Source organism: Cupriavidus sp. FW306-1B-F12B (assembly GCF_058781795.1).
Window position 1 is genome coordinate 472,033 of the sequence record NZ_JBYSXC010000002.1, and the last position, 26,335, is coordinate 498,367.

Annotated in this window: 23 protein-coding genes and 1 tRNA gene; 8 read left to right on the forward strand and 16 right to left on the reverse strand. The window is 67.4% G+C overall.

The features are described 5' to 3' along the window. Nucleotides 1-5 precede the first annotated feature (5 nt). Together AC3WLE_RS05440 and AC3WLE_RS05445 are read right to left on the reverse strand one after the other, a co-directional pair. Nucleotides 6-1,097 carry a glycosyltransferase family 4 protein gene (locus AC3WLE_RS05440; RefSeq protein WP_492356392.1) on the reverse strand — a complete coding sequence of 364 codons (1,092 nt, stop codon included), beginning with the start codon at nucleotides 1,095-1,097 and terminating at the stop codon, nucleotides 6-8. After that, nucleotides 1,094-2,383, reverse strand: a complete 1,290-nt coding sequence (locus AC3WLE_RS05445; RefSeq protein WP_492351412.1) for an O-antigen ligase family protein — start codon at nucleotides 2,381-2,383, stop codon at nucleotides 1,094-1,096. Before AC3WLE_RS05445 ends, AC3WLE_RS05440 begins: the two co-directional genes overlap by 4 nt. Nucleotides 2,384-2,739: 356 nt before the next feature. On the opposite strand from AC3WLE_RS05445, the gene AC3WLE_RS05450 reads away from it, so the two are divergent. Continuing rightward, complete coding sequence (locus AC3WLE_RS05450; RefSeq protein WP_492356393.1) at nucleotides 2,740-3,564, forward strand: DUF4377 domain-containing protein; 825 nt, start codon at nucleotides 2,740-2,742, stop codon at nucleotides 3,562-3,564. A gap of 69 nt (nucleotides 3,565-3,633) precedes the next feature. On the opposite strand, the gene AC3WLE_RS05455 is transcribed toward AC3WLE_RS05450, so the two are convergent. The 6 genes from AC3WLE_RS05455 to AC3WLE_RS05480 form a co-directional block, all read right to left on the reverse strand. Further along, nucleotides 3,634-5,151 carry a TolC family outer membrane protein gene (locus AC3WLE_RS05455; protein WP_492356394.1) on the reverse strand — a complete coding sequence of 506 codons (1,518 nt, stop codon included), beginning with the start codon at nucleotides 5,149-5,151 and terminating at the stop codon, nucleotides 3,634-3,636. A gap of 75 nt (nucleotides 5,152-5,226) precedes the next feature. Beyond that, nucleotides 5,227-5,550: a rhodanese-like domain-containing protein gene (locus AC3WLE_RS05460; protein ID WP_011615877.1), complete on the reverse strand. Its 324-nt coding sequence runs from the start codon at nucleotides 5,548-5,550 to the stop codon at nucleotides 5,227-5,229. Nucleotides 5,551-5,563: 13 nt separating this feature from the next. Then, on the reverse strand, nucleotides 5,564-6,217 hold the full coding sequence (locus AC3WLE_RS05465) for a protein-L-isoaspartate O-methyltransferase family protein (RefSeq protein ID WP_010813784.1): 654 nt from the start codon (nucleotides 6,215-6,217) through the stop codon (nucleotides 5,564-5,566). Between the two features lie 113 nt (nucleotides 6,218-6,330). After that, nucleotides 6,331-9,567 (reverse strand): efflux RND transporter permease subunit, encoded by a 3,237-nt coding sequence (locus AC3WLE_RS05470; protein ID WP_492318832.1) that lies wholly within the window; start codon nucleotides 9,565-9,567, stop codon nucleotides 6,331-6,333. Between the two features lie 11 nt (nucleotides 9,568-9,578). Then, nucleotides 9,579-10,691 (reverse strand): efflux RND transporter periplasmic adaptor subunit, encoded by a 1,113-nt coding sequence (locus tag AC3WLE_RS05475; RefSeq protein ID WP_492356395.1) that lies wholly within the window; start codon nucleotides 10,689-10,691, stop codon nucleotides 9,579-9,581. Between the two features lie 2 nt (nucleotides 10,692-10,693). After that, the gene (locus AC3WLE_RS05480) at nucleotides 10,694-11,509 is read right to left on the reverse strand and encodes a TetR/AcrR family transcriptional regulator (RefSeq protein WP_492356396.1); all 816 of its coding nucleotides are present in this window, start codon (nucleotides 11,507-11,509) and stop codon (nucleotides 10,694-10,696) included. Between the two features lie 277 nt (nucleotides 11,510-11,786). On the opposite strand from AC3WLE_RS05480, the gene AC3WLE_RS05485 reads away from it, so the two are divergent. The 3 genes from AC3WLE_RS05485 to AC3WLE_RS05495 all read left to right on the forward strand — a co-directional run bounded on the left by AC3WLE_RS05485 (nucleotide 11,787) and on the right by AC3WLE_RS05495 (nucleotide 13,654). Then, a complete protein-coding gene (locus tag AC3WLE_RS05485; protein ID WP_492318829.1) occupies nucleotides 11,787-12,092 on the forward strand; it encodes a YkgJ family cysteine cluster protein in 306 nt (101 codons plus the stop codon). Between the two features lie 41 nt (nucleotides 12,093-12,133). Continuing rightward, nucleotides 12,134-12,694, forward strand: a complete 561-nt coding sequence (locus AC3WLE_RS05490; RefSeq protein WP_492318828.1) for a DUF1439 domain-containing protein — start codon at nucleotides 12,134-12,136, stop codon at nucleotides 12,692-12,694. A 78-nt stretch (nucleotides 12,695-12,772) separates the two neighbouring features. Beyond that, nucleotides 12,773-13,654, forward strand: coding sequence for an undecaprenyl-diphosphate phosphatase (locus tag AC3WLE_RS05495; protein WP_010813778.1), 882 nt, complete (start codon nucleotides 12,773-12,775; stop codon nucleotides 13,652-13,654). Nucleotides 13,655-13,723: 69 nt separating this feature from the next. On the opposite strand, the gene trmB is transcribed toward AC3WLE_RS05495, so the two are convergent. From trmB to AC3WLE_RS05515, 4 genes are all read right to left on the reverse strand, one after another. Continuing rightward, nucleotides 13,724-14,512, reverse strand: a complete 789-nt coding sequence (gene trmB / locus AC3WLE_RS05500; protein WP_492356397.1) for a tRNA (guanosine(46)-N7)-methyltransferase TrmB — start codon at nucleotides 14,510-14,512, stop codon at nucleotides 13,724-13,726. Nucleotides 14,513-14,578: 66 nt separating this feature from the next. Beyond that, a tRNA-Gly gene (locus AC3WLE_RS05505) sits at nucleotides 14,579-14,653 on the reverse strand. 98 nt (nucleotides 14,654-14,751) lie between these two features. Beyond that, the gene (locus AC3WLE_RS05510) at nucleotides 14,752-15,612 is read right to left on the reverse strand and encodes a transglutaminase-like domain-containing protein (RefSeq protein ID WP_492356398.1); all 861 of its coding nucleotides are present in this window, start codon (nucleotides 15,610-15,612) and stop codon (nucleotides 14,752-14,754) included. Nucleotides 15,613-15,719: 107 nt separating this feature from the next. Beyond that, complete coding sequence (locus AC3WLE_RS05515) at nucleotides 15,720-16,718, reverse strand: LysR family transcriptional regulator (RefSeq protein WP_492356399.1); 999 nt, start codon at nucleotides 16,716-16,718, stop codon at nucleotides 15,720-15,722. A 90-nt stretch (nucleotides 16,719-16,808) separates the two neighbouring features. Here AC3WLE_RS05515 and AC3WLE_RS05520 point away from each other — a divergent pair, with 90 nt between their 5' ends. From AC3WLE_RS05520 to AC3WLE_RS05530, 3 genes are all read left to right on the forward strand, one after another. After that, nucleotides 16,809-17,798 (forward strand): tripartite tricarboxylate transporter substrate binding protein, encoded by a 990-nt coding sequence (locus AC3WLE_RS05520; protein WP_492356400.1) that lies wholly within the window; start codon nucleotides 16,809-16,811, stop codon nucleotides 17,796-17,798. 8 nt (nucleotides 17,799-17,806) lie between these two features. Continuing rightward, a complete protein-coding gene (locus AC3WLE_RS05525) occupies nucleotides 17,807-18,919 on the forward strand; it encodes a CoA transferase (RefSeq protein ID WP_492356401.1) in 1,113 nt (370 codons plus the stop codon). 86 nt (nucleotides 18,920-19,005) lie between these two features. Then, on the forward strand, nucleotides 19,006-19,383 hold the full coding sequence (locus AC3WLE_RS05530; protein ID WP_492318816.1) for a DUF5594 family protein: 378 nt from the start codon (nucleotides 19,006-19,008) through the stop codon (nucleotides 19,381-19,383). Nucleotides 19,384-19,398: 15 nt separating this feature from the next. On the opposite strand, the gene AC3WLE_RS05535 is transcribed toward AC3WLE_RS05530, so the two are convergent. Both AC3WLE_RS05535 and AC3WLE_RS05540 read right to left on the reverse strand, forming a co-directional pair. After that, on the reverse strand, nucleotides 19,399-20,301 hold the full coding sequence (locus AC3WLE_RS05535; protein WP_492356402.1) for an aldose epimerase family protein: 903 nt from the start codon (nucleotides 20,299-20,301) through the stop codon (nucleotides 19,399-19,401). 84 nt (nucleotides 20,302-20,385) lie between these two features. After that, nucleotides 20,386-21,600, reverse strand: coding sequence for a polyhydroxyalkanoate depolymerase (locus tag AC3WLE_RS05540; RefSeq protein WP_492318814.1), 1,215 nt, complete (start codon nucleotides 21,598-21,600; stop codon nucleotides 20,386-20,388). 250 nt (nucleotides 21,601-21,850) lie between these two features. On the opposite strand from AC3WLE_RS05540, the gene AC3WLE_RS05545 reads away from it, so the two are divergent. Further along, entirely contained in the window at nucleotides 21,851-22,504 is a 654-nt protein-coding gene (locus tag AC3WLE_RS05545) for a glutathione S-transferase family protein (RefSeq protein WP_018311213.1), read from the forward strand. A gap of 33 nt (nucleotides 22,505-22,537) precedes the next feature. Here AC3WLE_RS05545 and AC3WLE_RS05550 read toward each other — a convergent pair whose 3' ends face one another. Together AC3WLE_RS05550 and ubiD are read right to left on the reverse strand one after the other, a co-directional pair. Continuing rightward, on the reverse strand, nucleotides 22,538-24,562 hold the full coding sequence (locus AC3WLE_RS05550) for an acetoacetate--CoA ligase (protein ID WP_492356403.1): 2,025 nt from the start codon (nucleotides 24,560-24,562) through the stop codon (nucleotides 22,538-22,540). A gap of 131 nt (nucleotides 24,563-24,693) precedes the next feature. Next, nucleotides 24,694-26,223 carry a 4-hydroxy-3-polyprenylbenzoate decarboxylase gene (gene ubiD, locus AC3WLE_RS05555; protein WP_456804338.1) on the reverse strand — a complete coding sequence of 510 codons (1,530 nt, stop codon included), beginning with the start codon at nucleotides 26,221-26,223 and terminating at the stop codon, nucleotides 24,694-24,696. Nucleotides 26,224-26,335: the final 112 nt, after the last annotated feature.

Genomic DNA, 26,335 nt, shown 5'->3' on the forward strand with positions numbered 1-26,335 from the left:
GGCGCTTACCCTGGTGCCTTGACCAGGGCATCCCACTGCAGGGCAAGCCGCTCCAGCGTGAAATGGCTTGCCTTGTGGCGGCCACCGGCGCCAAGGCGGTTTGCCAGTTCCGGTTGGCGGATCACCGTCAGCAGCGCCTTGGCCAGCGCATCGGCATCGTCCGCGGCAACCACCAGCGCATCCTGCCCCGGGGTGAGCAGTTCGCGGGGTCCGGTCTCGCAATCGGTCGATACGATCGGCAGGCCAAAAGCCATCGCTTCGATCAGCACCAGCCCGAATCCCTCATAGCGCGAGCTCAGGCAGAAGACCGATGCACGCCCGTAGGCGTGCGCCGGATCCTGGCAGATACCCGGCAGGCTGGCCCGGCCTTGCAGTTGCAGCTGGCTGACCAGTGCAGTGAGGGCAGGGCGCGCTTCGCCTTCGCCGTGGATGACCAGATGCCATTCCGGTTCCGCTTGCGCCACCTTCTGCCAGGCGCGCAGCAAGACATCGAAACCTTTCGCCGGGACCAGCCGCCCCATGGCCAGCACGGTCTTCTGCATGCGTGGCGCGGGTTCGGCCGGCGTCGGAAATGGCAACGGATTCGGCAGGCAGACAACCTCGCTGCGCGGCCGCAGTGCCTCAAGCCAGCGGCGGCGGTCCCGTTCTGTCAGCACGACCACCTGCCGGCAGAACCGCGCGGCCAGTCGACGTGCCACCTTGCGTGCCGGCTTGCCGAGATCCTCGTCGAAGTGGCAATGCTCCCACGCGATATGGTGCAGGCCCAGGCCGAGGGTGGCAGGCAGCACGAAGAGTTCGAGCATGGTGTCGACCTGTACCAGCACATCGATGCGATGCGCGATGCAGTGCCTGCGGATGCCGGCGACCGTGGCGAAATAGGCGCGTTTGAAGGAGGGCCGTTGCGCGAACAGCGCTTCATGGCGCACGCGTGGATGCAACGGAAACTGGCTGGCAGCGTCCCAGAGGCTCAGGATCGTGACACGATGGCCAAGATCGGCCAGCGCATTGGCGATCGTTGCGGTCATCCGCTCCGCGCCGGCCATCGCATTCAAGGTACCGGTCAGGAAGCAGATATTGCGTCGTGAGTCCTGGCTCAACTGGCCGCCCGCGCGGGCAAGGCGTCCTTGCGCGCAACCACATAGGCAAAGCACACGGCCATGGTCAGGCTGTAGAAGGCATTGACCAGGGTCGTGGCGAACATGACCTCGGTCAGGCCGAACACCATGAAGCCGCAGCACAGGGCCAGGCCCATGGCGCTGGCGACCTGCGTGCCCCGGTCTGCATTGCCAAGATGGCGCAGGAAGAAGGCGGCCGGTACCAGATACAGGGCAAGGATTGCCAGTAGGCCCGGGATGCCGAGCGTGGCCGTAGCATGCAGGAGTTCATTGTGTGAATGCGGCATGGTGGCAGCCATTGGGGTGATTACATGCCGCGCCGCAAGCGTTTGCAGGGTCCACTCAAACTTCTCTGGCCCTACGCCGGTCCAGGGGTGAGCCTGTATCATTTCCAGTGAGGCCCGCCAGAGCTGTAGCCGTATCCCGGTTGGGGTGTCCAGGGTTACATGTTGAGCGAATTGAGACACTTCGGAAACAACGTCTGCCGTGCGCTGCTGCACGCGGGCGCTGCCGAGCCACGCGAGGCTCATGAGGCCAGCCAGCCCAAGCATGGCCGCCGCTTTGTGCATCCGCGTCAGCCTGTGTGATGCAGCTAGCGCAATGAGTGCCAGCACGGGGATGGCGATCCAGCCGCCGCGCGTGCCGCTCATGTATGAAGCGTACAGGCCGGCAAAGCCTGCCAGCAGCTTCAGGCCCGATTGCAGGTAGTCCCTGGGACGATCCCATCCAATTGAAATCAGGGCGAGTATTCCCATCAGCATGGAAAGATTGCTAAGGGGGATGATATTGGAGGACCCTACGTGAGCTGGGCGACCGGCAGCTGTCGCCTCGTGGATCCAGGCCGCGGAAAGGAGCGCACAGACCACGAAACCCCACTGCACATTCCGCATCCCACCCCTGCCAAGCCGTACCATCCCAAAAACCAACGGAATGAACAAAGCAAAGCGCAGGTAAAGGTAAGAAACATGCGGCTCCTCCGCCCCCGACAGCAGTTGCTGCAACAGCACTGCCAGCGGCAACGCCGCCATGGCCAGCATGAAGAACCAGTACCTGCGCAACAGCCCCCCACATTCCGCCCGGCCCTCGCGCCCGCCGGCAACGAGAGTGATGGCGCTCCAGCCGAGCAGGAGTCCGTAGCAGAGGTTGCTAACCGTCGGCTTGACAAACATCAGCGCAGGGAACGCTGCCAGAACGGCACAGGCGGCCAGGTACAGAGCTTTGTCGACCCCATACGATTGGGATCTCTGCAATCTCGTCATCAAGAGCATGGAGAGAGGTTTCCGGAGGAAGGGTTGTGCACTCGGGATGCGGGCCGATCCATCCTTCTTATTATTTTGTCGCCGCCTGTTGAGCAGCGGAGCCTGTCGGTCACATTGCTGCGCCGGGCGAGGCAATTATATCGGATGGTCAGGGTGGGATATCTTGATGTTCCGCATCCTAGCCCGCCGAACCCGTTGGGACGTTACAGAATGTATGTGATTTAATCGATGCTGGACCGGCGCTTTGGCGCAACCGCCTTGCTAAACTGATGTATCAGTGGGGTGCACTTTTCGGCATGCCCTTGGTCAGATCTGTCGATTGCACCATGCGGCCGTCTTGAGCGGCCCTGTTACAGGAGTCCTTCATGCACAGCCGTACCAGCCTGTTCCCCTTCTCCCTGGCTGCCCGCAGCGCGGCCGCCTTGCTGGTGGCAACCGCGCTAGGTGCCTGCACGACCGCGGCGGCGCCTGACCTCCCCTCCGCCGGTACCAACCTCAACCAGACCCAACCCTCCGGCCCCAGCCGCTGGGAACTGGTGCGCTGGCAGCAGCCCGACGGCGCGCTGCGCGATATCCCGCACGGCGACAACGGCCAGCCCATCATTTTTGAGTTCAATGAGGGCATCGATGCCGCGCAGGGCACGGTCAGCGGCACCAGTGGCTGCAACCGCTTTACCGGCAGCTATGGCAAGACCGACACCGGCATCCGCTTTGACCGCATCGCCGGCACGCGCATGGCTTGCCCGCCGCCGCGCATGGAACTGGAGTCGGCTTTGCTCAAGGCGATGCAGACGCCGTTTGCCACGGTCGGCACGCAGCCGTCGGCGGGCAGCACGGGCCGGCAGATCATCTGGAAGACTGCCGGCGGCGACTTGCTGCAGTTTGTAGAGCGCGAAGGCCTGGGCAAGCGCGGTGCGAGCGTGGAAGCCGGCGGCGTGGAGAAGGTGGTCTATATCGATTCGCAGCGCGTGGAGTGCTCGGGGGTGGGCAAGATGACGTGCTACCGCTGGCGCGAATCGCCGGAGGCGCCGTGGCAGCTCTGGTATGGCCCGATCGAGGGGCTGGATTTTGAGCCGGGCGTGGCCTACACGCTGCGCGTGCGCGAGTACCAGGTGCCGAATCCGCCGGCGGATGCGTCGTCGATCCGCTGGCAGCTGCTGAAGGTGGAGTCGCGTACGCGGGCGAAGTAAGGCGCGACGCCGTTCACGCAAACGGGCCGCAATTGCGGCCCGTTTTGCTTTGCGGCGTGCTGCGGAGGATCAGGTGCGCGGTGCGCCGGCGGGCGTGGCTTCGCGCCGCGTCCCGCGGCGTTCGACCGCGGCGCGCGGGTTTGCCGGCGCCTTGGCGCCGGCCTGTGCTGGCGCGGGCAGCTTGTACAGCGCGCCCGGCGACGTGGTCAGCAGGGTGTTGATCTGCACCACGTCGGCTTCCTGCAGCACGCCAGTGGAGGCCTTCAGCCGCAGGCCGTTCATGATGGTGTCGTAGCGGGCCTTGGCCAGGTCGCGCCGGGTGGAGAACAGTTGCGCTTCGGCGTTGAGCACGTCGATATTGATGCGCACGCCCACTTCATAGCCGAGCTGGTTGGATTCCACCGCGCTGGTGGCCGAGCGTTCGGCGGCTTCCAGGGCCTTGACCTGGGCCAGGCCGTTGGACACGCCGGAGTAGGTCTGCCGGGCCGTCTGCGCGGCGGTGCGGCGCGCGAATTCCAGGTCGCTGGCGGCCTTGTCGGCCAGGGCCAGGGTCTCGCGCACGCGCGACTGGATCTGGCCGCCGGCGAAGATCGGCATGGTCAGCTGCACGCCGATCTGCGAGGCGTTGTAATGGGTGGAGATGGCCTGCGTGGCGCTGCCGGTCTGGTTGGTGAAGCCGTACGAGGCCACCAGGTCGACCGAGGGCAGGTGGCCGGCCTTGGCCTTGTTGGTTTCGCGCTGGGCGGTTTCCAGGTTGTAGCTGGCCAGGTTCACCTGCAGGTTGCTGGTCTCTGCCTGCGCGGCCCAGGCGTTGACGTCGGGCGGCTGCGGGCCGGGGATGGGTGCTTCGGGGCGCAGGCCCAGCACTTCGTCGACCGGCTTGCCGGTGATCTGCTGCAGCGTGGCGCGCTTGATCTCAAGGTCGCTCTGCGCGGCGATTTCGGTCGAGGTGGCCAGGTCATAGCGGGCCTGGGCGTCGTTGGTGTCGGTGATGGTGGCGGTGCCGACTTCGAAATTGCGCTTGGCCTGCTCCAGCTGCTCGGAGATGGCCTTCTTCTGCGCGCGTGCCAGGTAGAGGTTGTCCTGTGCCGCCAGCACGTCGAAGTAGGCCTGCGCGCTGCGCGTGATCAGGTCGAGCTCGGCCTGGTGGAAGCTGACTTCACCAGCCAGCGACGCCAGTTCGCCCTGCTTGTAGGTTTCCCAGCGGTCCCAGCGGAACAGTGGCTGGCTCAGTTGCAGCTGCCAGTTGTTGTTGTTGAAGAAGCGCGTGCCGGAGGCACTGGCCCCGGCGCCGACCGGCAGCGAAGCGGTCTGGTCGAGCTTGGTGCGGTTGGCGCCCGCGGTGCCGACCACCTGCGGCAGTAGCCCGGCACGGCCCTGGGGCAGCCGCTCGCGCGTGGCCAGCAGCTGCGAGCGCGCGCTGGCAAACTGCGCGTCATTGGCTTGCGCATCGCGATAGACCTGCAGCAGGTCGGCCGCGCTTGCCGGTGCCGCCGGCATCATGGCCAGCAGCGGGGCAAGCAGGGAAACCGCGATCGCCAGGCGTGTCCGGATCACTCCGGCCAGGGCGTTGGGCGCAAACGTCATGAAAGCTCCAGGTTGCCGGGCGCGGGCCGCGGCTACAGTCGATTCTTCTTGGTGTTGCTGTGCTGGACTGCCGCTTCAGTACTTCGGCATGGCCGGGTCGACATCGCTGGCCCAGGCGTCGACGCCGCCGGTCAGGTTGTAGACCTTGCCATAGCCCTGGCGCTCCAGGTAGGCCGCCACCTGCATGCTGCGTGCGCCGTGGTGGCAGATGCAGACGATGTCGGCGTCTTCGTCGAGTTCGGCCGCGCGCGCGGGGATGTCCCGCATCGGGATGTGGGTGATGCCGGGCATGGCGCAGGTCTGCACCTCCCAGCCTTCACGCACGTCGAGCAGGACCGGTTTGGCGCGGCTGGCATCGGCCAGCCACTGGGCCAGTTCGGTCGCTTTGATGACCTGCATGGTGGATCCGTCCTCAGAACTGGAATTGCGACGGCCGGGCCGCGCCCTGCAGGGGCTTGACCGCGGTTTCGAACAGGTTGACGACCTGGTATTCGGTCTCGGACACGCGCGTGACCAGGCGCGCTTCCATCACCGGCAGCTCGCCGATGAAGGCGGCGATGCGGCCGCCCACCTTGACCTGCGACAGGATCGACTGCGGAATCGCCGGCAGCGAGCCCGAGATGCAGATCACGTCGTAGGGCGCGGCGGCGCTCCAGCCGTCGGCGGCGTTGCCTTCGGCCACGTCGACGTTGGTGACGCCGGCGTTGGCCAGGTTGGTGCGGGCCAGCTCGACCAGCTCGGGCACGATGTCCACGGTCAGCACGTGGCGCGCGCGGTTGGCCAGCAGGGCGGCCATGTAGCCGGAGCCGGCGCCGATTTCCAGCACGTTCTCATGCTTGCGCACGGCCAGGTCCTGCAGGATGCGGGCTTCCACGCGCGGCGCCAGCATGTTCTGCCCGGCGGGCAGCGGAATCTCCATGTCGACGAACGCCAGCGAGGCGTACGCGGCCGGGACGAACTGCTCCCGCTTGACCACCGCCAGCAGGTCCAGGATTTCCTGGTCCAGCACGTCCCACGGGCGGATTTGCTGTTCGATCATGTTGAATCGGGCTTTTTCGAGATCCATCTTGCCATTCCTTACCAATGCCAACCGCTGTCGGTCTGTGCGCCGGCCGCGCGGTGCCACGGCCGGACAGTCTTATCAAACCCTTTATTTTAACCTTGCAGACGCCGCCAGGCTCATTCCGCGCTGGCCTCCGCCGGTGCCGGCCGATCCGGTGCCGCTTGCCGGCCGGGCGCGGGCTGCGCGTGCGCTGCGGGCTCGCTGGCGGGCTTGCCTTGCCACAGCCGGCGCAGCCAGGCGCCGAAATCATCAAGATACGTATAGATCACCGGCACCACCACCAGCGTCAGGATCGACGAGGTAATGATTCCGCCGATCACGGTCTGGCCCATCGGCGCGCGCTGCTCGGCGCCTTCGCCCAGGCTGAAGGCCAGCGGCACCATGCCGAAGATCATCGCCAGCGTGGTCATCAGGATGGGGCGCAGCCGCACGCGCGCGGCCTCCACCAGCGCCGCCTCGCGTGACAGCGGCTGGCGGCCGTCGGCGCCGTCCACATGGCCCTGGCGTGCCTGGTTGGCGAAGTCCACCAGCAGGATCGCGTTCTTGGTCACCAGCCCCATCAGCATGATGAAGCCGATGATCGAGAACATGTTCAGCGTCGAGCGGAACAGCAGCAGCGCCGCGAACACGCCGACCAGCGTCAGCGGCAGCGAGGTCATGATGGCGATCGGCTGGAAGAAGCTGGCGAACTGCGAGGCCAGGATCATGTAGATGAAGATCACCGCCAGCGCCAGCGCTGACACGGCGTAGCCGAAGGACTCGTTCATCGACTTGGTCGAGCCGCCAAAGCGGTACTTGTAGCCGGCAGGCCAGCTCATGCCGTCCAGCGCGGCCTTGACATCGCGTGCGACTTCACCAGCCGAGCGCCCGGCCACGTTGGCGGTCAGCTCGACCTCGCGGTTCAAATCGCGCCGGCTGATCTGGTTGGCGCCGGTGGTCGGCACCAGCTCGGCGATTTGGCGCAGTGGCACCATTTTGGGCGAGCCGTCGGCGTTGGTCTGGCTGCTGGCAATCATCAGCGCGCTCAGGTCGGCCATGCCGGTGCGCGCGTCCCTGGGCAGGCGCACGCGCACGTCGTAGTTCTCGTCATCGGGCGCGCGCCATGAGCTGATGGCGTCGCCGGCCAGCAGCGGGCGCAGGGCATTGCCGATCTGCGCCACGCCCACGCCCAGGTCCGAGGCCAGCTCGCGCCGGATGCGCACCTCGATGGTGGGGCGGTCGTCCTTCATGCTCGAATCCAGGTCGGCCAGGCCGCGGATCGCCTTCATGCGCGTGCCGGCTTCCCTGGACAGGCGCCGCAGTTCGTCCAGGTCATCGCCCTGGATCGATACCTGGATCGCCTTCTGGCCGCCGGCGCCGTCGGGCATGCCCACCATGGTCAGCGTGATGCCGGCAATGCCCGCCAGGCGCTGCCGGATCAGCGGGTTGAGCTGCGCGGTGGACAGCTGGCGCGAGCGCCGCTCGGTCAGGCGCACCGACACCAGCGCATTGTTGCGGCCCGAGGCATTGCCCGAGTTGATGGTGGCGTAGGTGTAGGCCACTTCGGGGAACGATTTGAGCGCGGCTTCCACCTGCCTCACCTTGGCTTCGGTGACTTCGATCGAGGTGCCGACCGGCGTGGTGAAGCCGACCTGGGTCTCGCCCAGGTCGGCATTGGGCACGAATTCGGTGCCGATCAGCGGCACCAGCGCAAAGCTGCCGAAGAAGGTCACCGCGGCGATGATGGCGGTGGCCAGCCGGTGCTTCAGCGCCCAGCCCAGCATGCCGGCGTAGCCGTTGCCAAGCTTGTCCATCTTTGCCGAGAACCAGTCCAGCAACCGCCCCACCGTGCGCCCGTACCAGCTCTTCTTGTTGCCGGTGCCGTGCAGGTCCGGGTCGTGCCAGACCGACGACAGCATCGGGTCCAGCGTGAACGAGACGAACATCGAGATCAGCACCGCCGCGACCACGGTGATGCCGAACTGGTGGAAGAAGCGCCCGATGATGCCGCCCATGAAGCCCACCGGCAGGAACACCGCCACGATCGAGAAGGTGGTGGCCAGCACCGCCAGCCCGATCTCGTTGGTGCCGTCAAGCGCCGCACTGCGGTGGTCCTTGCCCATCAGGTTGTGGCGCACGATGTTCTCGCGCACCACGATGGCATCGTCGATCAGCAGGCCCACGCACAGCGACAGCGCCATCAGCGTGATCACGTTGAGCGTGAAGCCGCACATATACATCACGCCGAAGGTGCCGATCAGCGCGATCGGCAGCGTCAGGCCGGTGATCACCGTGCTGCGCCAGGAGCCCAGGAACAGGAATACGATTGCCACCGTCAGGAAGGCGCCTTCGAGCAGCGTCGATCGCACCTCCTTGACGCTGCTGCGGATGCCGCGCGCGGTGTCGTTGACCACGTTCAGCTGCACCCCGGCCGGCACCAGCTTGCGTGTTTCTTCGGTCATGCGCACCAGGCCGTCGACGGTATCGACGGTGTTCTGGCCCTGTGCCTTCACCACCGACAGGAACAGTGCGCGCTTGCCGTCCAGCAGCGCCAGGCTTTCCTGCTCTTCCTGGCCGTCGCGCACATCGGCAATCTCGCCCAGCGTGACCGGCTGGCCGGCGCGGCGCGCCACGATGATCTGGCGGAACGCGTCCGGGGTGGGCACGCGGCCCTTGATCTGCACCACCGTTTCCGTGGCCGAGGAACGCAGCTCGCCCGCGGGCAGTTCCTGGTTCTCGTTGCGGATGGCGCTCATCACCTGGTCCACGCCGATCCCCAGCGCCTCGAGCTGCGCCGGCCGGATGCGGATCTCGACCTCGCGCTTGGTGCCGCCCACGATATTGATGGCGCCCACACCGCGCACCGTCTCCAGCCGCTTGCGCACGATCTGGTCGGCGATGGTGGTCAGCTCGCGCTGGCTGCGGGTGGCGCCCGGTGCGTTGGAGACCGAGAGATAGAAGATCGGCGCGTCGGACGGGTCATAGCGCAGCACGCGCGGCTCTTTCACCTCGTCGCGGAACTGCGGGCGGATCAGCGCGATCTTGTCGCGCACGTCCTGCGCGGCCTGGCCGACGTCGACGCTCAGGTCGAACTTGATGACGACGACCGAAGTGCCCTGGTAGGAGTGCGAGAAGATCTCGTCGATGCCGGAGATGGTGTTGACGATCTCCTCGACCTTGCGCGTGACGTCGGACTCCACCGACTCCGGCGCGGCGCCGGGATATTCCGTCTGCACCACCACCACCGGGAAGGTGATGTCGGGGAACTGGTCGACCGGCAGCCGCTGGTAAGAGAACAGCCCCACCACGATGAAGGCCATCATCATCATGGTGGCCAGCACCGGGTTGCGGATCGACAGGCGGGTGAACCACATGGCGCGGGCCCTTACGCCTTGACGCGCTTGACCTGGCTGCCGCTGCGCAGCGTGCCGAGGTTGTTGCGGACGATCTCGGTGCCGGCGTCCAGCCCCGAGACGATTTCCACCATGCCGCTGGCCTCGTCGCGGATGCCAAGCTGCACCGGGCGCTCGGCCAGCGTGTCCTTGTCGATGGCATAGACGAAGGCGCGCTCGCCTTCGGTGCGCACCGCCGAGGCCGGCACCGCCACCACGCCGGCACGCTCGCCCAGCACCAGCGCGCCGCGCGCGAACATGCCGGCGCGCAGCGTCTGATCTGCATTCTCGACGCGGATATAGACCATGATGCTGCGCGTGCCCTGGCTGACTGCCGGGTTGATGCGCACCAGCTTGCCGGTGAAGCGGCCGGCGCCTTCCACGTCCAGTGCCACCGGCTGGCCGACCGCGGCGCGCGCCACGTCCGCCATCGGGATCGGCGCTTCCAGTTCCAGCACGCGCAGGTCGACCACGTCGACCAGGCGCGTATCCGGCGAGACCTTTTCGCCCGGCTGCACCGCGCGCGCGGCCACCATGCCATCGAGCGGTGCCTTGACCACGGTGTCGGCCAGCGCCTTCTGCGCCACGGCCAGGCCGCCCTGGGCCGCGTCTAGGTTGGCGCGGGCGACGTCCAGGTCGGCCTGGTACTTGTCGAACGCGGTCCTGGAGATAAAGCCCTTGCCGACCAGCTCGCGGTTGCGCTCCCAGGTCTGGCGCGAGTTCTCGAACTGCCCGCGCGTGGCCAGCATCTGGCCGCGCGCCTGCGCCACCTTGGCCTCGTACTCGGTGGCATCGATGCGAACGATCACCTGGCCGGCGCGCACCGGCTCGCCCTCACGTACCAGCACCGCCTTGACCTCGCCGGAGACCTTGGCCTTGACCGAGGCCTGGTTCAGCGCACGCAGGCTGCCCGACAGCGGCAGCGACACCCGCAGGTCCTGGCGCGCCACGCTGACCAGGTCGGTCTGCAGGAATTCCACCACGTTGACGGCGGCCTGGGCCGGCGCCTGCGGCTGGCGCGCACTAACGGCCTTGCGCACGGCGACCGTGGCGGTCAGCGCGATGGCGATGCAGGCGGCGGTGATCAGCAGGGTCTTGCGCTTCATGTTCAGGGGCCGGGTCGCGGCGCAGGGGGATCGGGCTCGGCGTCGGCGTCCATGGCGGCGGCGCGTTGCGCCAGCATGTCGTCGCGGATGCGTTCCCAGATATAGGGGCCGGTCTGCGGCGGCAGCGGGCGATTGCGGGCATCGCCGCTGGTGAGCCCGAACAGCAGCGTGTCCAGCAGGCCGTCCAGGAAGGCCTCGGGGTCGATGTCCTTCTCGGCGGTGGCGCGCAGCGCGCGCTGCCACAGCATCAGGAACACCAGCGGCGCACAGACCAGCGTCGTGGTGGGGTTGGCCGGCATCGCGCGGAATTCGCCGCGCGCCACGCCACGGGCCAGCACCTTGGCGAACAACTCGTCGCCCGGCATCATCACTTCCTGGTTATAGAAACGGGCGATGTCCGGGAAGTTGGCCGACTCGGCCATGATCAGCTTGGTCAGCCCCGCCACCGGCGTGGCGCCGATCAGGCCCCACCAGCCGCGCAGCAGCTCGCGCAACAGCTCGGGCGTGCTGCCGTCGTAGGCGTCGACCAGGTCCGAGCCGCGCGCCAGTGCCGGCACCAGGTTCTCGCGCACCACCGACTTGAACAGCTCTTCCTTGTTGGCGAAGTAAAGATAGACCGTGCCCTTGGACACGCCGGCCGCCGCGGCCACGTCTTCCAGCCGGGTGGCCGCATACCCGCGCTCAACGAAGAGGTCGAGCGCCGCGGCCACCAGCTCTTGCGGGCGGGCGGCCTTGCGCCGGCTCCAGCGCGGGGTGTCGGCGTCCTTGTGCGGATCGGCGGGCGTTTTCACGGATGTCTTGCGGGTACTGCGGGGCACGTGGGGGCGGGTCAGGAAGTTAATAACTTGTGGGTCAGTAATGTAGATGAGCGCCATGAGGGGGTCAAGCGCAGGCCGGGCGACCCTCGGGTACACACCGAGGCGGCACTGAGGCTGATTTGCTAAGTGTGGCTTGTTGTGCGCTTTTTCCGGCGACGCTCGGCCGCGGCTTACGGCGTTTTCCTTTTCTTACAGGACGACAGCGGCCCTTCGGGCACAATGTCCGTTTTGTGCCGGCCGCCTTGCGGCTGTCCATTGCCCATCCTGAACCATCGTCATGAGTTGCCGGTCAGACCTTTCCTGCCGCGCGGGCTGCGGCGCCTGCTGCATCGCCCCGTCGATCGCCTCGCCGCTGCCCGGCATGCCTGCCGGCAAGCCGGCGGGCGAGCCGTGCGCGCAGCTGCTGCCGGATATGCGCTGCGCGGTGTTCGGCAGGCCGGACCGGCCCGCGTTCTGCGGCGGCCTGAAGCCGTCGGCCGAGATGTGCGGCGATTCGCGCGAAGCCGCGCTGCACTGGCTGACCCGGCTGGAAATCCTGACCGCGCCGCAGGCCGGGCCCGGGCGGCCCGGTCCGCTCGCATGACGCCTGGTACGCGACCTGACTATCCCGCAATCGGAGGCAATATGATCCGGACTTCCCGACGGCGCTGGCTCGCCGCGGCTGCCGCGGCCACGCTGGCCGTGGGCCTGGCCGCCTGCGGCGCCTTCCGCAACGAATACACCTTCTCGCAAAGCCAGCTGCAGGCGGCGCTGGAGCGCAAGTTTCCGTTCAACAAGCGCTATATGGAGTTGTTCGACATCCAGCTGGCCAACCCGCAGCTGACGCTGGACCCGGCGCGCAACCGCGTCAACGTGCAGTTTGACGCCGTGGTCGACAACAAGCTGTTCTTCAGCCGGGCCCTGTCAGGGCGTTTTGCGCTGGACAGCGGCCTGCGCTATGACGAGCCCACGCGCTCGGTGGTGCTGCAGGACCCCGAGGTGCAGCGCTTCGACGTGCAGGGCATGCCCGCGCAGTTTTCGCGCCAGCTCAACGCGCTGGGTGGCATCCTGGCCGAGCAGCTGCTGCAGGACTATCCGCTCTATACCTTCCGCGAAGACCAGTTGCGCGTTGCCGGCATGAATGTGGCACCCGGTACAATCACCGTTTTGCCTGACGGCATCAACGTCAAGATCAACCGCCCCTGACCGGGGCGCTCATATAACAATCCAGGCGGTCCGGCGCGCATGCCGGGCAACGCCCATGACCACGTTTCTCCGTTCCGCATGGAAATCGCACTTGCCCTGAAAGCCGTGATACTCGGCATCGTCGAAGGACTGACCGAGTTTCTCCCCATCTCCAGCACCGGCCACCTGATCCTGGCCGGCCAGCTGCTCGACTTCAACGATGAGAAGGGCAAGATCTTCGAAATCGTGATCCAGTTCGGCGCGATCCTGGCAGTCTGCTGGGAATTCCGCGCGCGCATCGGCAACGTGGTGCGCGGCCTGCGCGCCGAGCCGCTGGCGCAACGCTTTGCCGCCAACGTGGTGATCGCCTCGGTGCCGGCCATCGTGCTGGCCTTTATTTTCGGCAAATGGATCAAGGCCCACCTGTTCAACCCGATCTCGGTGGCGCTGGCCTTTATCGTTGGCGGCGTGGTCATCCTGCTGGCCGAATGGCGCGACGCGCGCCGCGGCACGGTCTCGCATCCGCAGGGCAATGCGCTGCTGGAGGCCGCCAAGGCCGGCGCGCCGCGGATTGAATCGGTCGATGACCTGAACTGGCGCGATGCCCTCAAGGTCGGCCTGGCGCAATGCTTCGCGCTGGTGCCGGGCACCTCGCGCTCCGGTGCCACCATCATCGGCGGCATGCTGTTCGGGCTGTCGCGGCAGGTGGCCACCGAGTTCTCGTTCTTCCTGGCGATCCCGGTGATCTTCGGCGCCACCGTGTACGAGCTGTACAAGGCGCGCGCGCTGCTGAACGGGGACGACCTCGGCATCTTCGCGGTGGGCTTCGTCTTTGCCTTCCTGTCCGCCTTCCTGTGCGTGCGCTGGCTGCTGCGTTTCGTCGCCACGCATGATTTCAAGCCGTTTGCCTGGTACCGCATCGCCTTCGGCATCGTGGTGCTGTTGACCGCGTACTCCGGCCTGGTGTCCTGGCACGCCTGAGCGGGATTGCAGCAGGCAACAAAAAAGCGTGGCAGTTGCCACGCTTTTTTGTTTCTCCGTCGCCAGCGCTCAGGCGCGCTTGCGAAAGACCACGTCCCACACGCCATGCCCGAGGCGCACGCCGCGCCGCTCGAACTTGGTCACGGGCCGGTAATCGGGCCGCTCGGCAAATCCGTCCGCAGCGGTCGAGGTGTTCTCCAGCAACGGCTCGCCCGACAGCACTTCCACCATCTGGTGCGCATACTCTTCCCAGTCGGTCGCGCAGTGGATATAGCCGCCCGGCTTCAGCCGCGCGGCCAGCACCTTCACCAGCGGCGGCTGCACCAGCCGGCGCTTGTTGTGGCGCTTCTTGTGCCAGGGGTCCGGGAAGTAGATATGCACGCCGTCCAGGCAGTCATCGGTCAGCATATGCGCGATCACTTCCACCGCATCGTGCTGGAGGATCCGCACATTGGCCAGGCCGCGCTCGTCGATCAGCTTGAGCAGCGCGCCCACGCCGGGCTCATGCACCTCGCAGCCCAGGAAGTTGTCTTGCGGCCGCAGGCCGGCGATATGCGCGGTGGTCTCGCCCATGCCGAAGCCGATCTCAAGGATCGACGGCGCCTTGCGGCCAAATGTTGCCTCCCAGTCCAGTGGCTGCTGTGCGTACGGCACCATCATGCGCGGCCCGACTTCGTCGATGGCACGCTGCTGCCCGGTCGAGGTCCGCCCCGCGCGGCGCACGAACGAACGGATCCGGCGCGGATGCGCAACGCCTTCAGGATCGGCAGGAGAGGGAGCGGACGCTTGTCCGGCGCTGTCTACCGGCGCGGCGTCGTCAGCCGGCGTCGGTTCGGTGCTGGGGTCTTGGGGAAGCATGGCAACAAAAAAGCCGCCGGGCAGATCACCGTAATGGTGGCAAAGGCGGCTTGTCTCGACTGGAAGTGGAGCGGGCGATGGGAATCGAACCCACGTCTTTAGCTTGGGAAGCTAAGGTAATAGCCATTATACGACGCCCGCGAACCCGCGATTCTATGCGGATTTCTGGCGCGGACGCAAGCCGCCAGCTGCGGTGCGGGCAAAATAAGTGCCTGTGCCAGCACTAACGTCCTTATCCGCTACCACGTCGAAATCGCCTGCGGCGTAAACTCCGGCATCCCGATACCAGCCGCCGCATCCGTCAACGGCTCGATTTCCACCGCGGGCCGCTCCGACCTTACCTGGCCGAAGATGGCCGCAAACGGTATGTCCGCGGCATCCCGGCCGGTGCCGATGCGAAGCAGGCCGGTGGGGATCGAGATGCCCGAAGGGTCCAGCAGGTACCAGCGGTGCGACAGGTAGACCTCCACCACCGCGTGGAAATCCGGCGCGCCCGTGCCTGGGTCCGCGCCATAGTCGAGGCTGCTGGACATGCGTGCCGGGATGCTCAGCGCGCGGCACAGGGCGATCATCAGGTGGGCGAAATCCCTGCAGACGCCGGTGCGCTCCACGACGGTGTCGGCAGCCGAGGTGCGTTCGTTGGTGGAGCGCGACAGGAAGCGCACGTGATTGCGCACCCACTCGCGGATGGCGTAGACGCGCACATAGCCCCGCAGCATGCCGCCGAACTCGCGGCTGGCGAATTCCATCAGGCGGTCGGATTCGCAGTAGCGGCTTGGTGCCAGGTAGGGCAGGACATCGAAGGGCAGTTCGGCAACGGGCACTTCTGCCAGCCTGTCGCCGTCTTCCAGGTAGTGATCGATGTCGATGATCGCCTCATAGCGGATGCCGAGGCGGCCCCGGGGCGCGCGCAGCCTGAGCAGCCGGTTGGCCAGCACGGGATCGGTGTAGCGGGTGGTCTCGAGGCCGGGCGGCAGCGTCAGCTGCTCCGAGACGACGAACTGCCGGGGCGTGCGGGCGGCTTCGATATTGAGCAGGAAGTCCGCCATGGGATCCATGACCTCATAGGACAGGCTTACTGCGTACCTGAGGCGGTTCATCGGGTGATCAGCACTGGCTGGGGCCGGGGAAAGGCGGCCGGTTCCCTTGGGCCGGAAATGGCGGTGCATCCATTTCCAGTGTAGTGCGGCAGCCAGCCCGTGACCCGTCAGCGGCGCCGCGCGCGTGCCGGCGGTGCGCCGGTGTCCTGCCTTGTCACCGTTTCGAGGGCTTCGCGCAACCGGATCACGGCGGGCGGCGCCTCGATCTCCGCCGGGGTGATGAAGACCAGCCGGCCCGAGGCAAACGGTGTGCGCAGCCGCACTTCCCGCACCATCGACATGGCCTGGTAGTGGGCGAGCGCCGTGGCCGGCGCCACCGTCAGGAAGCCGCCGGCGGCGGTCATGGCCAGGTTGCTGTGGAACGAGGCCGATTCGATATGCGGAACGGGCGGCAGCTGGCCGGCGTCGAGGAAGGGCTGCTCGAACACGTCGCGCGTGTGGGTGCCGCGCGGCGGCAGGATCCAGGGGCCTTCATGCAGGTCCGCCAGCGCAACCTCGCGGCGCCGCGCCAACGCGTGGCCGGGGGCGCAGACCACGGCCAGGTATTCATCGCGCAGCGGGGTGATGTGGACTTTGGCCTTGAGCTGGTCGGTATCGTCTTTCTGCAGCCGGCCCACGATGCAGTCGAGTTCGCCTTCGCAAAGCATTGCGGTCAGGCCGCCGACGGTATGTTCGCGCACTGCCAGCCGCGGCAGCGCTTCCTGGGCCAGCAGCAGCGCGACCGCCTGCGGCAGCACGTCCACGCCCACCAGCGGCAGCATGCCCAGCCGGACCAGCGGTACCTCCGGGCGCGCCTGCAGCGCCTCGCCGGCGGCATCGATCGCGCCCAGCACCACGCGCAGCCGCTCCAGCGCGCGTTCGCCCGCGGGGCTCAGCCGCCCGCCGCGCGTGGAGCGTTCGATCAGCTTGCAGCCGAAGGCGTGCTCCAGCTCCTGCAGCATCTTGGTGACGGCGGGCTGGCTGATATGCAGCGCTTCGCCGGCCGCGGTCAGCGAGCCGCTGCGCGCCACCAGGTCGAGCAGGCGCAGGTGCCGGATGCGCAGCCGGTCGATCCGGTTGGGAGAAGGGGTGGCGGCGCTCGGGCGCGTAGGGGAGGCGGGACTCATAACAAAGCGTGATGGCTCCATCAAAACTGGATAATTGTTTCGAATGGCCCGGCGCCGGACAATCGGGGCAAACCATGGAGGAGACATGCGATGCATGCCAACGTCGGGCGCCGCTTGCTGCTGAAGTCCCTGCTGGCGCTGCCGGCCGCTGCCGCGCTGGGCAGGGCCGGTGCGGCCAGTCCCTATCCCAACCGGCCGATCCGGCTGGTGGTGCCCTACGCCGCCGGCGGCGGTCCGGATATCCAGACCCGCAAGCTGGCTGAGTTGCTTGCGCGCGCGCTCGGCCAGCCGGTGGTGGTCGAGAACAAGGTCGGTGCAGGCGGCATCCTGGCCGCGGAGTTTGTCGCGCAGCAGCCGGCGGATGGCTACACGCTGATGCTGGGTGCCTCGACCCATGTCACGCAGAAGCTGCTGCAGCCCGGCGCAAAGTTCGACCCGATGGCGTTCACCCACGTCATCCGCGTTGGCGTCAGCCCGGCGGTGCTGGTGGTCAGCGCCAGCTCGCCGTACCGGAACGTGGCCGACCTGGTCGCCGCGGCGCGCCGCGCGCCCGGCACGCTGAACTACGCCTCGGGCGGGATCGGCTCGGCCGCGCATGTGTCGGGTGCGGCGTTTGCGTCGGCCACCTGCATCGACGTGGTGCATGTGCCGTACAAGGGCTCGGTCGAGATCGTGCCAGCGCTGATCAAGGGCGACACGCAGTTCGGTTTCCCGGTGGCGGCGACGGCGATTCCGCAGATCGCCAGCGGCAAGGCGCGGGCCCTGGCGGTGACCTCGGCCAGCCGCGCCGCGGTGCTGCCGCAGGTGCCTACGCTGAATGAGGCGCTGGGCCGCAAGGATCTCGATCTCGATGCATGGAGCGGCATCTGGGCGCCGCCGCATCTGCCCGCGCCGATCGTGGCGCGGCTGCATGCCGCGGTGATGCAGGCGCTGGCTGATCCCGGCCTGCGCCGGCTCTATGCCGAGATGGGCGCGGTGCTTGCGCCGACGCCCACGCCTGAAGCCTTCTCGCGGCTGGTGGCCGACGAGACCACCCGCATCCGCCAGGTTATCGACAAGAACCGCATCACCATCGAATAGGCCATCCCATGACCCTCGCTCCACAACCGGACTTTGCCCCGCTGGCCGGCATCAGCGTGCTGGATTTCTCGCACGTGATCGCCGGGCCGTTTGCCACCTTCCTGCTGTCCCAGTTGGGCGCACAGGTCACCAAGGTCGAGAGCGCCGGCGGTGGCGACGTGATGCGCCGCGCGGGCAAGGGGCATGCCGCTTTTGTCGCTCTCAATGCGGGCAAGTCGTCGCTGGCGCTCGACCTGTCGGATGAGGCCGGGCGCGAACACGCGCTGGAACTGGCCGGCCGCTGCGACGTCTTCGTCGACAACCTGCGGCCGGGCGTGCTCGAGCGCTTCGGGCTGGGCTATGAAGCCGTGCGCGCGCGCAATCCGCGCGTGGTCTATTGCAGCATCTCGGGCTTTGGCCGCGGTGCGGCGCAGTGGCATGGCCGGCCTGCCTACGACCACGTGGTGCAGGCCGCCACCGGCATGGCCTGGATGGCCGGCACCGAGGGCGATCCGCCGATGAAGACCGGCTTCCCGGTGATCGACTCGGCCACCGGCATGCTGGCCGCCTTTGCCATCCTGGCCGGCGTGCGCGAGAGCGAACGCATGGGGCGGGGCATGCTGCTCGACGTATCGATGGCCACCGCCGGCCTGCAACTGATGTATCCGATGACATGCGATGCCATGACCACCGGCGGCGTGCCGGCGCGGCAGGGCAACCAGGGCTATTCGGGCAGCCCGTCGGCCGATTTCTTCCGCACGCAGGATGGCTGGCTGGCAATCGGCGCGAATACGCCGAAGCAGTTGCTGGCGCTGCTTGACGCACTCGGGCTGGGCGGGCTTGCGCAGGATCCAGCCTTGTTCGAGACGCCGCTGGATGCCGGCGCCTTGCCTGCCTTCGTGCGCTCGCTCGATCCGGCGGCGCTCAAGCGGGCGATTGCGGGCGCGGTGGCGGTGGGCACCGCGGAGCAGCTGGAATTGCGCCTCAGCGCGCTGGGGATCCCGGCGGCCCGCCTGCGCAATATTGCTGAGTTTGCGGGGGAGTCGATGGCCAATGGCAGCCTGCGGCCGGTGGCGCTGCAGGAAGGGGAGACCGCGGTGCTGTCGCCGGGGCTGGGCTTCCAGGTCTACCGCCCGGTATGACACCCGGCGGCGTATAGTTGCTGGCACGATGGCGCACGGTTGTGTGCCGCCATCGCTTCAACTCGCAACGTCAGGACGCCGCCACCTTGACCACCGATTTCTTCGCCCGCTTTGAAGCGGAATGCCTGCCGCGCATCGCCGCCGCGATTGGCCAGCATGACCGGCGCGTGCAACTCCAGTCCCTGCCCGCCGAAGCCCCCGGCCGGCCGCCGCGCCTGCGCGTGACCGGGGATGGCCCGCCGGACCTGCGGCGCCACCCTTATGCGCTGGATATCACGCTGGCGTGGGACGGGCTGGAGGTGCAACGGCTGTTTGCCGCAGGGGGCGAGACGCGCTTTGCCGGTTACCTGGCGGCGTTGCCGGCCAAGCTGCGCGCCTGGCAGGAGCCGCGCGGGATCGACTTCCGCTCGCTGTCGCAGGCTGACCCGGCGATCCTGATCGGCGGGCTGGATTTCGAGCACTGAGCCTGATGCACTGACTCAGCCAGCCACCCGCAGCCGGCATATCGCGCTTTCCGTTTGCCCCGGCTCGATCCAGCGCAGCCCCTGGCCGTGGTGGATCGCATCGGGCAGGCCTACCCACGGTTCCACGCAATAGAAGTCAGAGGTTTCGTTTTCGGCCCAGGTCGTCACGGCATGCCATGGCGCGCTGCCGGCGAGGTCGAGTTCGAACGTGACGCGGCGGTCCGGCATCGCCAGCGCGGCGGACGGGCTGTCGCGCAAGACGTGGAACGTGTCCTGCAGGCGTGCGTCGTCCAGCCGATAAGTCGTCTCGCCCGGCTCTGCGGGCCCGGGGCTGCCATCGGGTAGCTGGCGCATGCGTTCCGTGCCCGGCAATGCCAGCGACGCCGCGGCACGTTGCGCGTGCGGCAGCGCGAAATAGAAATGGTGGCCGGGATAGCAGGGCAGGCGTTGCGCGCCGGTATTGGTGGTGCGCAGCGTGACTTCGAGGCCGTCGGGCAGCAAGCGGTAGATGGCGTCGAAGACAAAGGCAAAGGGGTAGCCGGCGCGCGTTGCATCGCTGTCGCGCAGCGTCATCGTGATCGCGCCTTGCGTGTCGATGGCGCTGACGTCGAAGGGCAGGTCGCGCGCAAAGCCGTGCTGCGCCAGCGTGTGCACCGTCCCTTGTCCGTCACGCCACTGACCCGGATTGCCATCGGCAAAATGCCGGCCGATGAACGGAAACAGCAGCGGGTTGCCGCCGCGGACCTTGGCCGGGCGGGACCAGTCGGCAGCGTCCGGCCAGTAGAGGATGTCCTGGCCGCGGTGCACCCAGCGGACCAGCCGCCCGCCGTGTTGCGGGGCGAGCAGCAGGAACGTGTCGGCAGCGCCGACCCGGACCAGTGGCTGGCCCTGGAAGTCTTGTGTCGGAAGCAATGGCATGTTGATTGTTGGTGCCGCGCCGTTCGCGTGCCGCCTGGCGCAGCTGCCATGATAAGCCAGGCCAGCGCGCTGGCTGCGGCCGTCCTAACTGCTGGTGTAGATGGTGTTGCGCACCAGCGGGTACACCTGCGTTTCCCACCGCCTGCCATTGAACACCCCATAGTGCCCGACCCCGGTCTGCACATGATGCATGCGCATGTAGGGGCGCAGGCTGGCGCACAGGTCCTGCGCCGCCACGGTCTGGCCGATGGCGCAGATATCGTCGCGTTCGCCCTCCACGGTGAGCAGGGCGGTGCGGTGGATGGCGTGCGTGCGGACACGGCGTCCGCTCACGTCAAGCAGGCCCTGGGCCAGCAGGAAGCGCTGGAATACCAGGCTGACGGTTTCCAGGTAGAACTCCGCGGTCAGGTCCATGGTGGCGAAGTACTCGATGTAGAAGTCGCGGATGGCATCGGCCTTGTCGTGCTCGCCGCGCTCGCGCAGGGCGTAGAGCTCGCGCAGCGCCTGTTCGTGCCGCTCCGGGTTCATGCTCATGAAGGCCAGCAGCTGCACATGGCCCGGGTAGACGCGCCGCATCGCGCCGGCAAAGCGCAGCGGCACCATGCCGATCAGGGTGCGCTCGAACCATTCGAGGGATTGGCTCATGGCCAGCGCGTTGACCTTGGTCGGGTTGACGCGCGCGTCGATGGGGCCGGCCATCAGCGTCAGGCTGGGCGGCTGGGCGGGGTCCCCGTCCTCGGCCATGAGTGCCGCTGCCGCCAGCGCCGCCACGGTAGGCTGGCAAATCGCCACCAGATGCGTGCCGCCGCCCAGCGTCTGCAGGAAGCCGATCAGGTGCTGCACGAATTCGTCGAAACCGAAGCGCCCGGCCAGCAGCGGAATGTCGCGGGGGTTGTGCCAGTCGGTGAGATAGACGTCGTGGTCGGCCAGCATGGTCTGGACCGTGCCGCGCAGCAGCGTGGCGAAGTGGCCGGACATCGGCGCCACCAGCAGCACGCGCGGCTGGCCGACGATGCCGTGGCGGCGGAAGTGCAGCAGCGAGCAGAACGGCGTGCGCGCGACGACTTCCTCGGTGACCGGCACCGGCTGGCCGCCGACGGTAGCGTGGTCGATGCCGAAGGCCGGACGGTGGTGCGTGAGCCGCACCAGCGCGATGAGCTCGCAGGCGGCACGCAGGCGGGGCACCGCGTCGAAACCACCGGACCTGGGATTTGCCGCCAGCGTCGCGGCAGCCAGCTCCGCCAGCGTGCAGGCCGGCAGTATCATGTCCGCGTAGATCTGGTAGGCGTGGTACAGCATGGCTCGGTCCCCGCTATTCTGGCTCTTGCAAGCCGCAATATGCATGCCATCAGTTTATGCCTGGCACGCGCCTTGCGCTTTGTGCTGTGAGCGGGCGGACCATGCCGCGCAAGTAGCGAGGCATGCGCCTGGCGCATGGGCGTGGCGCCGCTTCGCGGGGCATTGCGCGCAGCGGCTTCAGACTGGTGCCTGCCGGATGCACTGCATAGGTGCGCGGCCACGGGCGGCAACAAGCAGTAAAGGAGGCGCGATGTCCAAGACCACACTCACCATCAGCAGCAAGACCTATTCCTCATGGTCGCTGCGCGGCTGGCTGCTGGCGCGCTTTGCCGGCCTGGAATTCGAAGAAGTGCTGGTGCCGCCGGACGACGCCGCGGCGCGAGCGGAAATCCTGCTGCTGTCCCCGTCGATCCTGGTGCCGTGCCTGCGCCACCACGGCGTGACGGTGTGGGACACGCTGGCGATCGCCGAATACCTGAATGAAATCCACCCCAAGGCCGGCCTGCTGCCGGAAGACCGCGCCGCGCGTGCCCACTGCCGCGCCATCTGCGGCGAGATGCATTCCGGGTTTGCCGCGATGCGTTCGGCGCTGCCGATGAACCTGAAGGGGCATTTCCCCGGGATGAAGGTATGGTCGCGTGCGCAGGCGGACATCGATCGCATCACGGCGATCTGGACCGAATGCCTGACGCGCTATGGCGGGCCGTACCTGTTCGGCACGCGCACCATGGCCGACGCCATGTACGCGCCGGTGGTGACGCGCTTTGTCACCTATGGCGTGATGCTCGATCCCGTGCCGGTTGCCTACTGCAAGCAGATCCTGTCGATGCCGGAACTGCAGGAGTGGATCGCGGCGGCGCGCGAGGAACCCGACGAAATCAGCGAGCTGGATGTGGAGTTCTGATGTCCTCGCTGGCAACCGCCGCGTCCGCCGGCGCTACGCCGTGGCGGAGTCGGCCTGCCGTGCTTTCAGGAAGCGTGCGGCGTAGTCGAAGTACCAGTCGAGCGTGTCCGGGTTGGCCATCGCATCGCGGTTGGCGATGCCCTGCGGCGCATGGCCGAGCAGCAGCTTCTTGATCGGCACTTCCATCTTCTTGCCCGACAGCGTGCGCGGCACGCCGGGCACCTGCACGATTTCGTTGGGCACGTGGCGCGAGGACAGCGCGTCGCGGATGCGCGCGCGCAGGGTGTCGCGCAGCGCATCATCCAGCACCAGGCCTTCGCGCAGCACCACGAACAGCGGCATATAGGATTCGCGGCCCAGGTATTCCAGGTCGACCACCATGCTGTCGAGCACCTCCGGCAGGTCTTCCACCACGCGGTACAGCTCGCTGGTGCCCATGCGGATGCCGTGGCGGTTGATGGTGGCGTCCGAGCGCCCGTAGATCACAGCGCCGCCGCGCTTTGTGATCTTGATCCAGTCGCCATGCCGCCAGACGCCGGGATAGGTGTCGAAATAGCTGTCGCGATAGCGCTTGCCGTCGGTGTCGCCCCACAGGTAGAGCGGCATCGACGGCATCGGCTCGGTGCACACCAGTTCGCCCACCGCGTCGAGCAGCGGCTGGCCGTGGTCGTCGAAGGCCTCCACCCTGGCGCCCAGGCAGCGGCACTGCATCTCGCCGGAATAGACCGGCAGCAGCGGGCAGCCGGCGACGAACGAGCCGGCAAAGTCGGTGCCGCCCGACATCGGCACCAGCCAGATGTCTTCGCGCACATGGCGGTAGATCCAGTCGTAGGCCTCGACCGGCAGCGGCGAGCCGGTCGAGCCGAGCCCGCGCAGGCGCGACACGTCGGCGATGCGCGCCGGCTCGATGCCGGCCTTCATGCAGTTGGTGAAGAAGGCCGCGCCGGCGCCGAACATGGTCACGCCGGCATCGTCGACGAAGCGCCACAGCACGCCGGCATCCGGAAAAGCCGGGTTGCCGTCATACAGCGCGATGGTGGTGCCCAGCAGCAGCCCGGCCACCTGCGCGTTCCACATGATCCAGCCGCTGCTGCTGTACCAGTGGAAGACATCGTCCGGGCCCAGGTTGTTATGGAAGGCCATCAGCTTGAGCTGCTCGATGACGATGCCGCCATGACCATGCACGATCGGCTTGGGCATGCCGGTGGTGCCGGACGAATAGACGATCCAGAGCGGGTGGTCGAACGGCACCGGCTCGATCGCCAGCGGCACGTCGTGCGCCAGCACCTCCTGCCAGGCATGGGTGCGCACGCCAGCGGGCGGCGCCGCATTGCTGCCGACCTGTGGCACGAGCACGAGATCGGTCAGCGAGGGCAGGGTGGCGACCAGGTCTGCCACCACCGGGGCCCGGTCGTAGACCTTGCCGCCATAGCGGTAGCCATCGACGGCTATCAGCACCTTGGGCTCGATCTGGCGGAAGCGGTCGATCACTGCCACCTGGCCCATGTCGGGCGCGCAGCCCGACCACACCGCGCCGAGGCTGGCGGTGGCGAGGAAGGCGACGATGGTGGCGGGGATATTGGGCAGGTAGCCGGCGACACGGTCACCGCGCTGCACACCCATCTGGCGCAGCGCATGCGCCAGCGACGCGACCTGGGCTTCGAGGGTGGCCCAGCTCACTTCGGCCAGCGGCTGCGCTTCGCCGGCATAACGGATCGCGGCGCGCTGGCGGGCGCTGCCGGTGCCGGCATGGCGGAATACCTGCTGCACGTAGTTCAGCGTCGCGCCTTCGAACCAGCGCGCGCCCGGCATAGTGTGGCGGTCCAGCACCTGCGTGGCGGGCGTGTCGAAATGCACGTCGAAATACGCGCGCACGGCATCCCAGAAGGCTTCCAGCTCGGTGACCGACCACTGCCACAGGCTGTCGTAGTCGTCAAAGGCCAGGCTGCGCTCGGCGCGCAGCCAGCCCATGAAGGCGGCGATCTGGCTGCTGTCGCGGAACGCCTCGGACGGCGTCCACATCAGGTTGCCTTCGGTGAGCGGGGCGGCGGTCGTCATGTCTCCTCCTTGCGCCCGTCTGTCGCGGGCATGGGATGGTCCGATGGTCGTTCCGGGGGCGCTTGGGGCGACACCCGGCATCAGCCTGACATGATAACGGGGGACGGGCGCGGTTGCCCGTCAGCGGTTCATCAGCGGTTGGCGGGGCGCTCGAACAGCGTTTCCCACATGGTGTCGACCTTTGCCTTGACGGCCGCATCCATTGAGATCGGCGTGCCCCATTCCCGCGTGGTCTCGCCCGGCCACTTGTCGGTCGCGTCGATGCCCATCTTGGAGCCCAGGCCCGACACCGGCGAGGCGAAGTCCAGGTAATCGATCGGCGTGTTGTCGACCAGCACCGTGTCGCGGCTGGGGTCGACCCGGGTGGTGATGGCCCAGATCACTTCCTTCCAGTCGCGCACGTCGACATCGTCATCGACCACCACGATGAACTTCGTATACATGAACTGCCGCAGGAAGCTCCACACGCCGAACATCACGCGCTTGGCATGGCCGGCGTACTGCTTCTTCATGCGCACCAGCGCCATGCGGTAGCTGCAGCCCTCGGGCGGCAGGTAGAAGTCGGTGATCTCCGGGAACTGCTTCTGCAGCAGCGGCACGAACACCTCGTTCAGCGCCACGCCCAGCACGGCGGGCTCGTCGGGCGGCTTGCCGGTGTAGGTGGAGTGGTAGATCGGGTCGCGCCGCATGGTGATGCGGTCGATGGTGAACACCGGGAACCAGTCCTGCTCGTTGTAATAGCCGGTGTGGTCGCCGAACGGGCCTTCCAGCGCATGCTGGTAGCCGGACGGGTGGTTCGGGTCGGGCTGGATATGGCCTTCGAGCACGATCTCGGCAGAAGCCGGCACGCTCAGCTCGGACAGCGTCGGCGTGAGGCAGCCGGCCAGCGCGGTGCGGCTGCCGCGCAGCAGGCCGGCGAACTGGTACTCGGACAGCGTATCGGGCACCGGCGTCACCGCGCCCAGGATGGTGGCGGGGTCGGCGCCCAGCGCCACCGCGATCGGGAAGGGCTTGCCGGGATTGGCCAGCGCATGCTCGCGGAAATCCAGCGCGCCGCCGCGGTGCGCGAGCCAGCGCATGATGACCTGGTTGCGGCCGATCACCTGCTGGCGGTAGATGCCCAGGTTCTGGCGCTTCTTGTGCGGGCCCTTGGTCACCACCAGGCCCCAGGTGATCAGCGGCGCGGCGTCGCCCGGCCAGCAGGTCTGGATCGGCAGGCGCGCCAGGTCGACGTCGTTGCCTTCCCACACCACCTCCTGGCAGGCCGGGCTGCTGACGCGCTTTGGTGCCATGTCCCACACAGATTTGGCCAGCGTGAACAGCTTGCCGGCCTCGCGCAGGCCGCGCGGCGGTTCCGGTTCCTTCAGTGCCGACAAGACCCGGCCGATGTCGCGCAGGTCCTCCATCGATTCGGCGCCCATGCCAAGTGCGACTCTGTGTGTCGTGCCGAACAGATTGGCCAGCACGGGGACGCTATAGATACCTCCATCGGTGCTGGCTCCGGAAGGTTTCTCAAAAAGGACCGCGGGGCCTCCGGCGCGCAGCAGCCGGTCGCAGACTTCGGTCATTTCCAGGTTGGGCGCGACCGGCCGGGCGATGCGCCGCAGCTCGCCCATGCCTTCGAGTTGGCCGATGAAGTCGCGCAAGTCTTTGTATTGCATAGTGAATTCTGTTGTGGTGCGGGGCTGGGGGAAAGCCTCTGCAAGGCGGCGTCGAAGTCGGTGACGATACACATTCACCGGCGCCGCGGCAAAAAAATCATCAAAATCAAGC

Bases quoted from the DNA above. Each gene is read 5' to 3' on its own strand.
- AC3WLE_RS05445 (WP_492351412.1), bottom strand. From the start codon at position 2,383: ATGCTCTTGATGACGAGATTGCAGAGATCCCAATCGTATGGGGTCGAC.
- AC3WLE_RS05450 (WP_492356393.1), top strand. From the start codon at position 2,740: ATGCACAGCCGTACCAGCCTGTTCCCCTTCTCCCTGGCTGCCCGCAGC.
- AC3WLE_RS05455 (WP_492356394.1), bottom strand. From the start codon at position 5,151: ATGACGTTTGCGCCCAACGCCCTGGCCGGAGTGATCCGGACACGCCTG.
- AC3WLE_RS05460 (WP_011615877.1), bottom strand. From the start codon at position 5,550: ATGCAGGTCATCAAAGCGACCGAACTGGCCCAGTGGCTGGCCGATGCC.
- AC3WLE_RS05465 (WP_010813784.1), bottom strand. From the start codon at position 6,217: ATGGATCTCGAAAAAGCCCGATTCAACATGATCGAACAGCAAATCCGC.
- AC3WLE_RS05470 (WP_492318832.1), bottom strand. From the start codon at position 9,567: ATGTGGTTCACCCGCCTGTCGATCCGCAACCCGGTGCTGGCCACCATG.
- AC3WLE_RS05475 (WP_492356395.1), bottom strand. From the start codon at position 10,691: ATGAAGCGCAAGACCCTGCTGATCACCGCCGCCTGCATCGCCATCGCG.
- AC3WLE_RS05485 (WP_492318829.1), top strand. From the start codon at position 11,787: ATGAGTTGCCGGTCAGACCTTTCCTGCCGCGCGGGCTGCGGCGCCTGC.
- AC3WLE_RS05490 (WP_492318828.1), top strand. From the start codon at position 12,134: ATGATCCGGACTTCCCGACGGCGCTGGCTCGCCGCGGCTGCCGCGGCC.
- AC3WLE_RS05495 (WP_010813778.1), top strand. From the start codon at position 12,773: ATGGAAATCGCACTTGCCCTGAAAGCCGTGATACTCGGCATCGTCGAA.
- trmB (WP_492356397.1), bottom strand. From the start codon at position 14,512: ATGCTTCCCCAAGACCCCAGCACCGAACCGACGCCGGCTGACGACGCC.
- AC3WLE_RS05510 (WP_492356398.1), bottom strand. From the start codon at position 15,612: ATGAACCGCCTCAGGTACGCAGTAAGCCTGTCCTATGAGGTCATGGAT.
- AC3WLE_RS05515 (WP_492356399.1), bottom strand. From the start codon at position 16,718: ATGAGTCCCGCCTCCCCTACGCGCCCGAGCGCCGCCACCCCTTCTCCC.
- AC3WLE_RS05520 (WP_492356400.1), top strand. From the start codon at position 16,809: ATGCATGCCAACGTCGGGCGCCGCTTGCTGCTGAAGTCCCTGCTGGCG.
- AC3WLE_RS05525 (WP_492356401.1), top strand. From the start codon at position 17,807: ATGACCCTCGCTCCACAACCGGACTTTGCCCCGCTGGCCGGCATCAGC.
- AC3WLE_RS05535 (WP_492356402.1), bottom strand. From the start codon at position 20,301: ATGCCATTGCTTCCGACACAAGACTTCCAGGGCCAGCCACTGGTCCGG.
- AC3WLE_RS05540 (WP_492318814.1), bottom strand. From the start codon at position 21,600: ATGCTGTACCACGCCTACCAGATCTACGCGGACATGATACTGCCGGCC.
- AC3WLE_RS05545 (WP_018311213.1), top strand. From the start codon at position 21,851: ATGTCCAAGACCACACTCACCATCAGCAGCAAGACCTATTCCTCATGG.
- AC3WLE_RS05550 (WP_492356403.1), bottom strand. From the start codon at position 24,562: ATGACGACCGCCGCCCCGCTCACCGAAGGCAACCTGATGTGGACGCCG.
- ubiD (WP_456804338.1), bottom strand. From the start codon at position 26,223: ATGCAATACAAAGACTTGCGCGACTTCATCGGCCAACTCGAAGGCATG.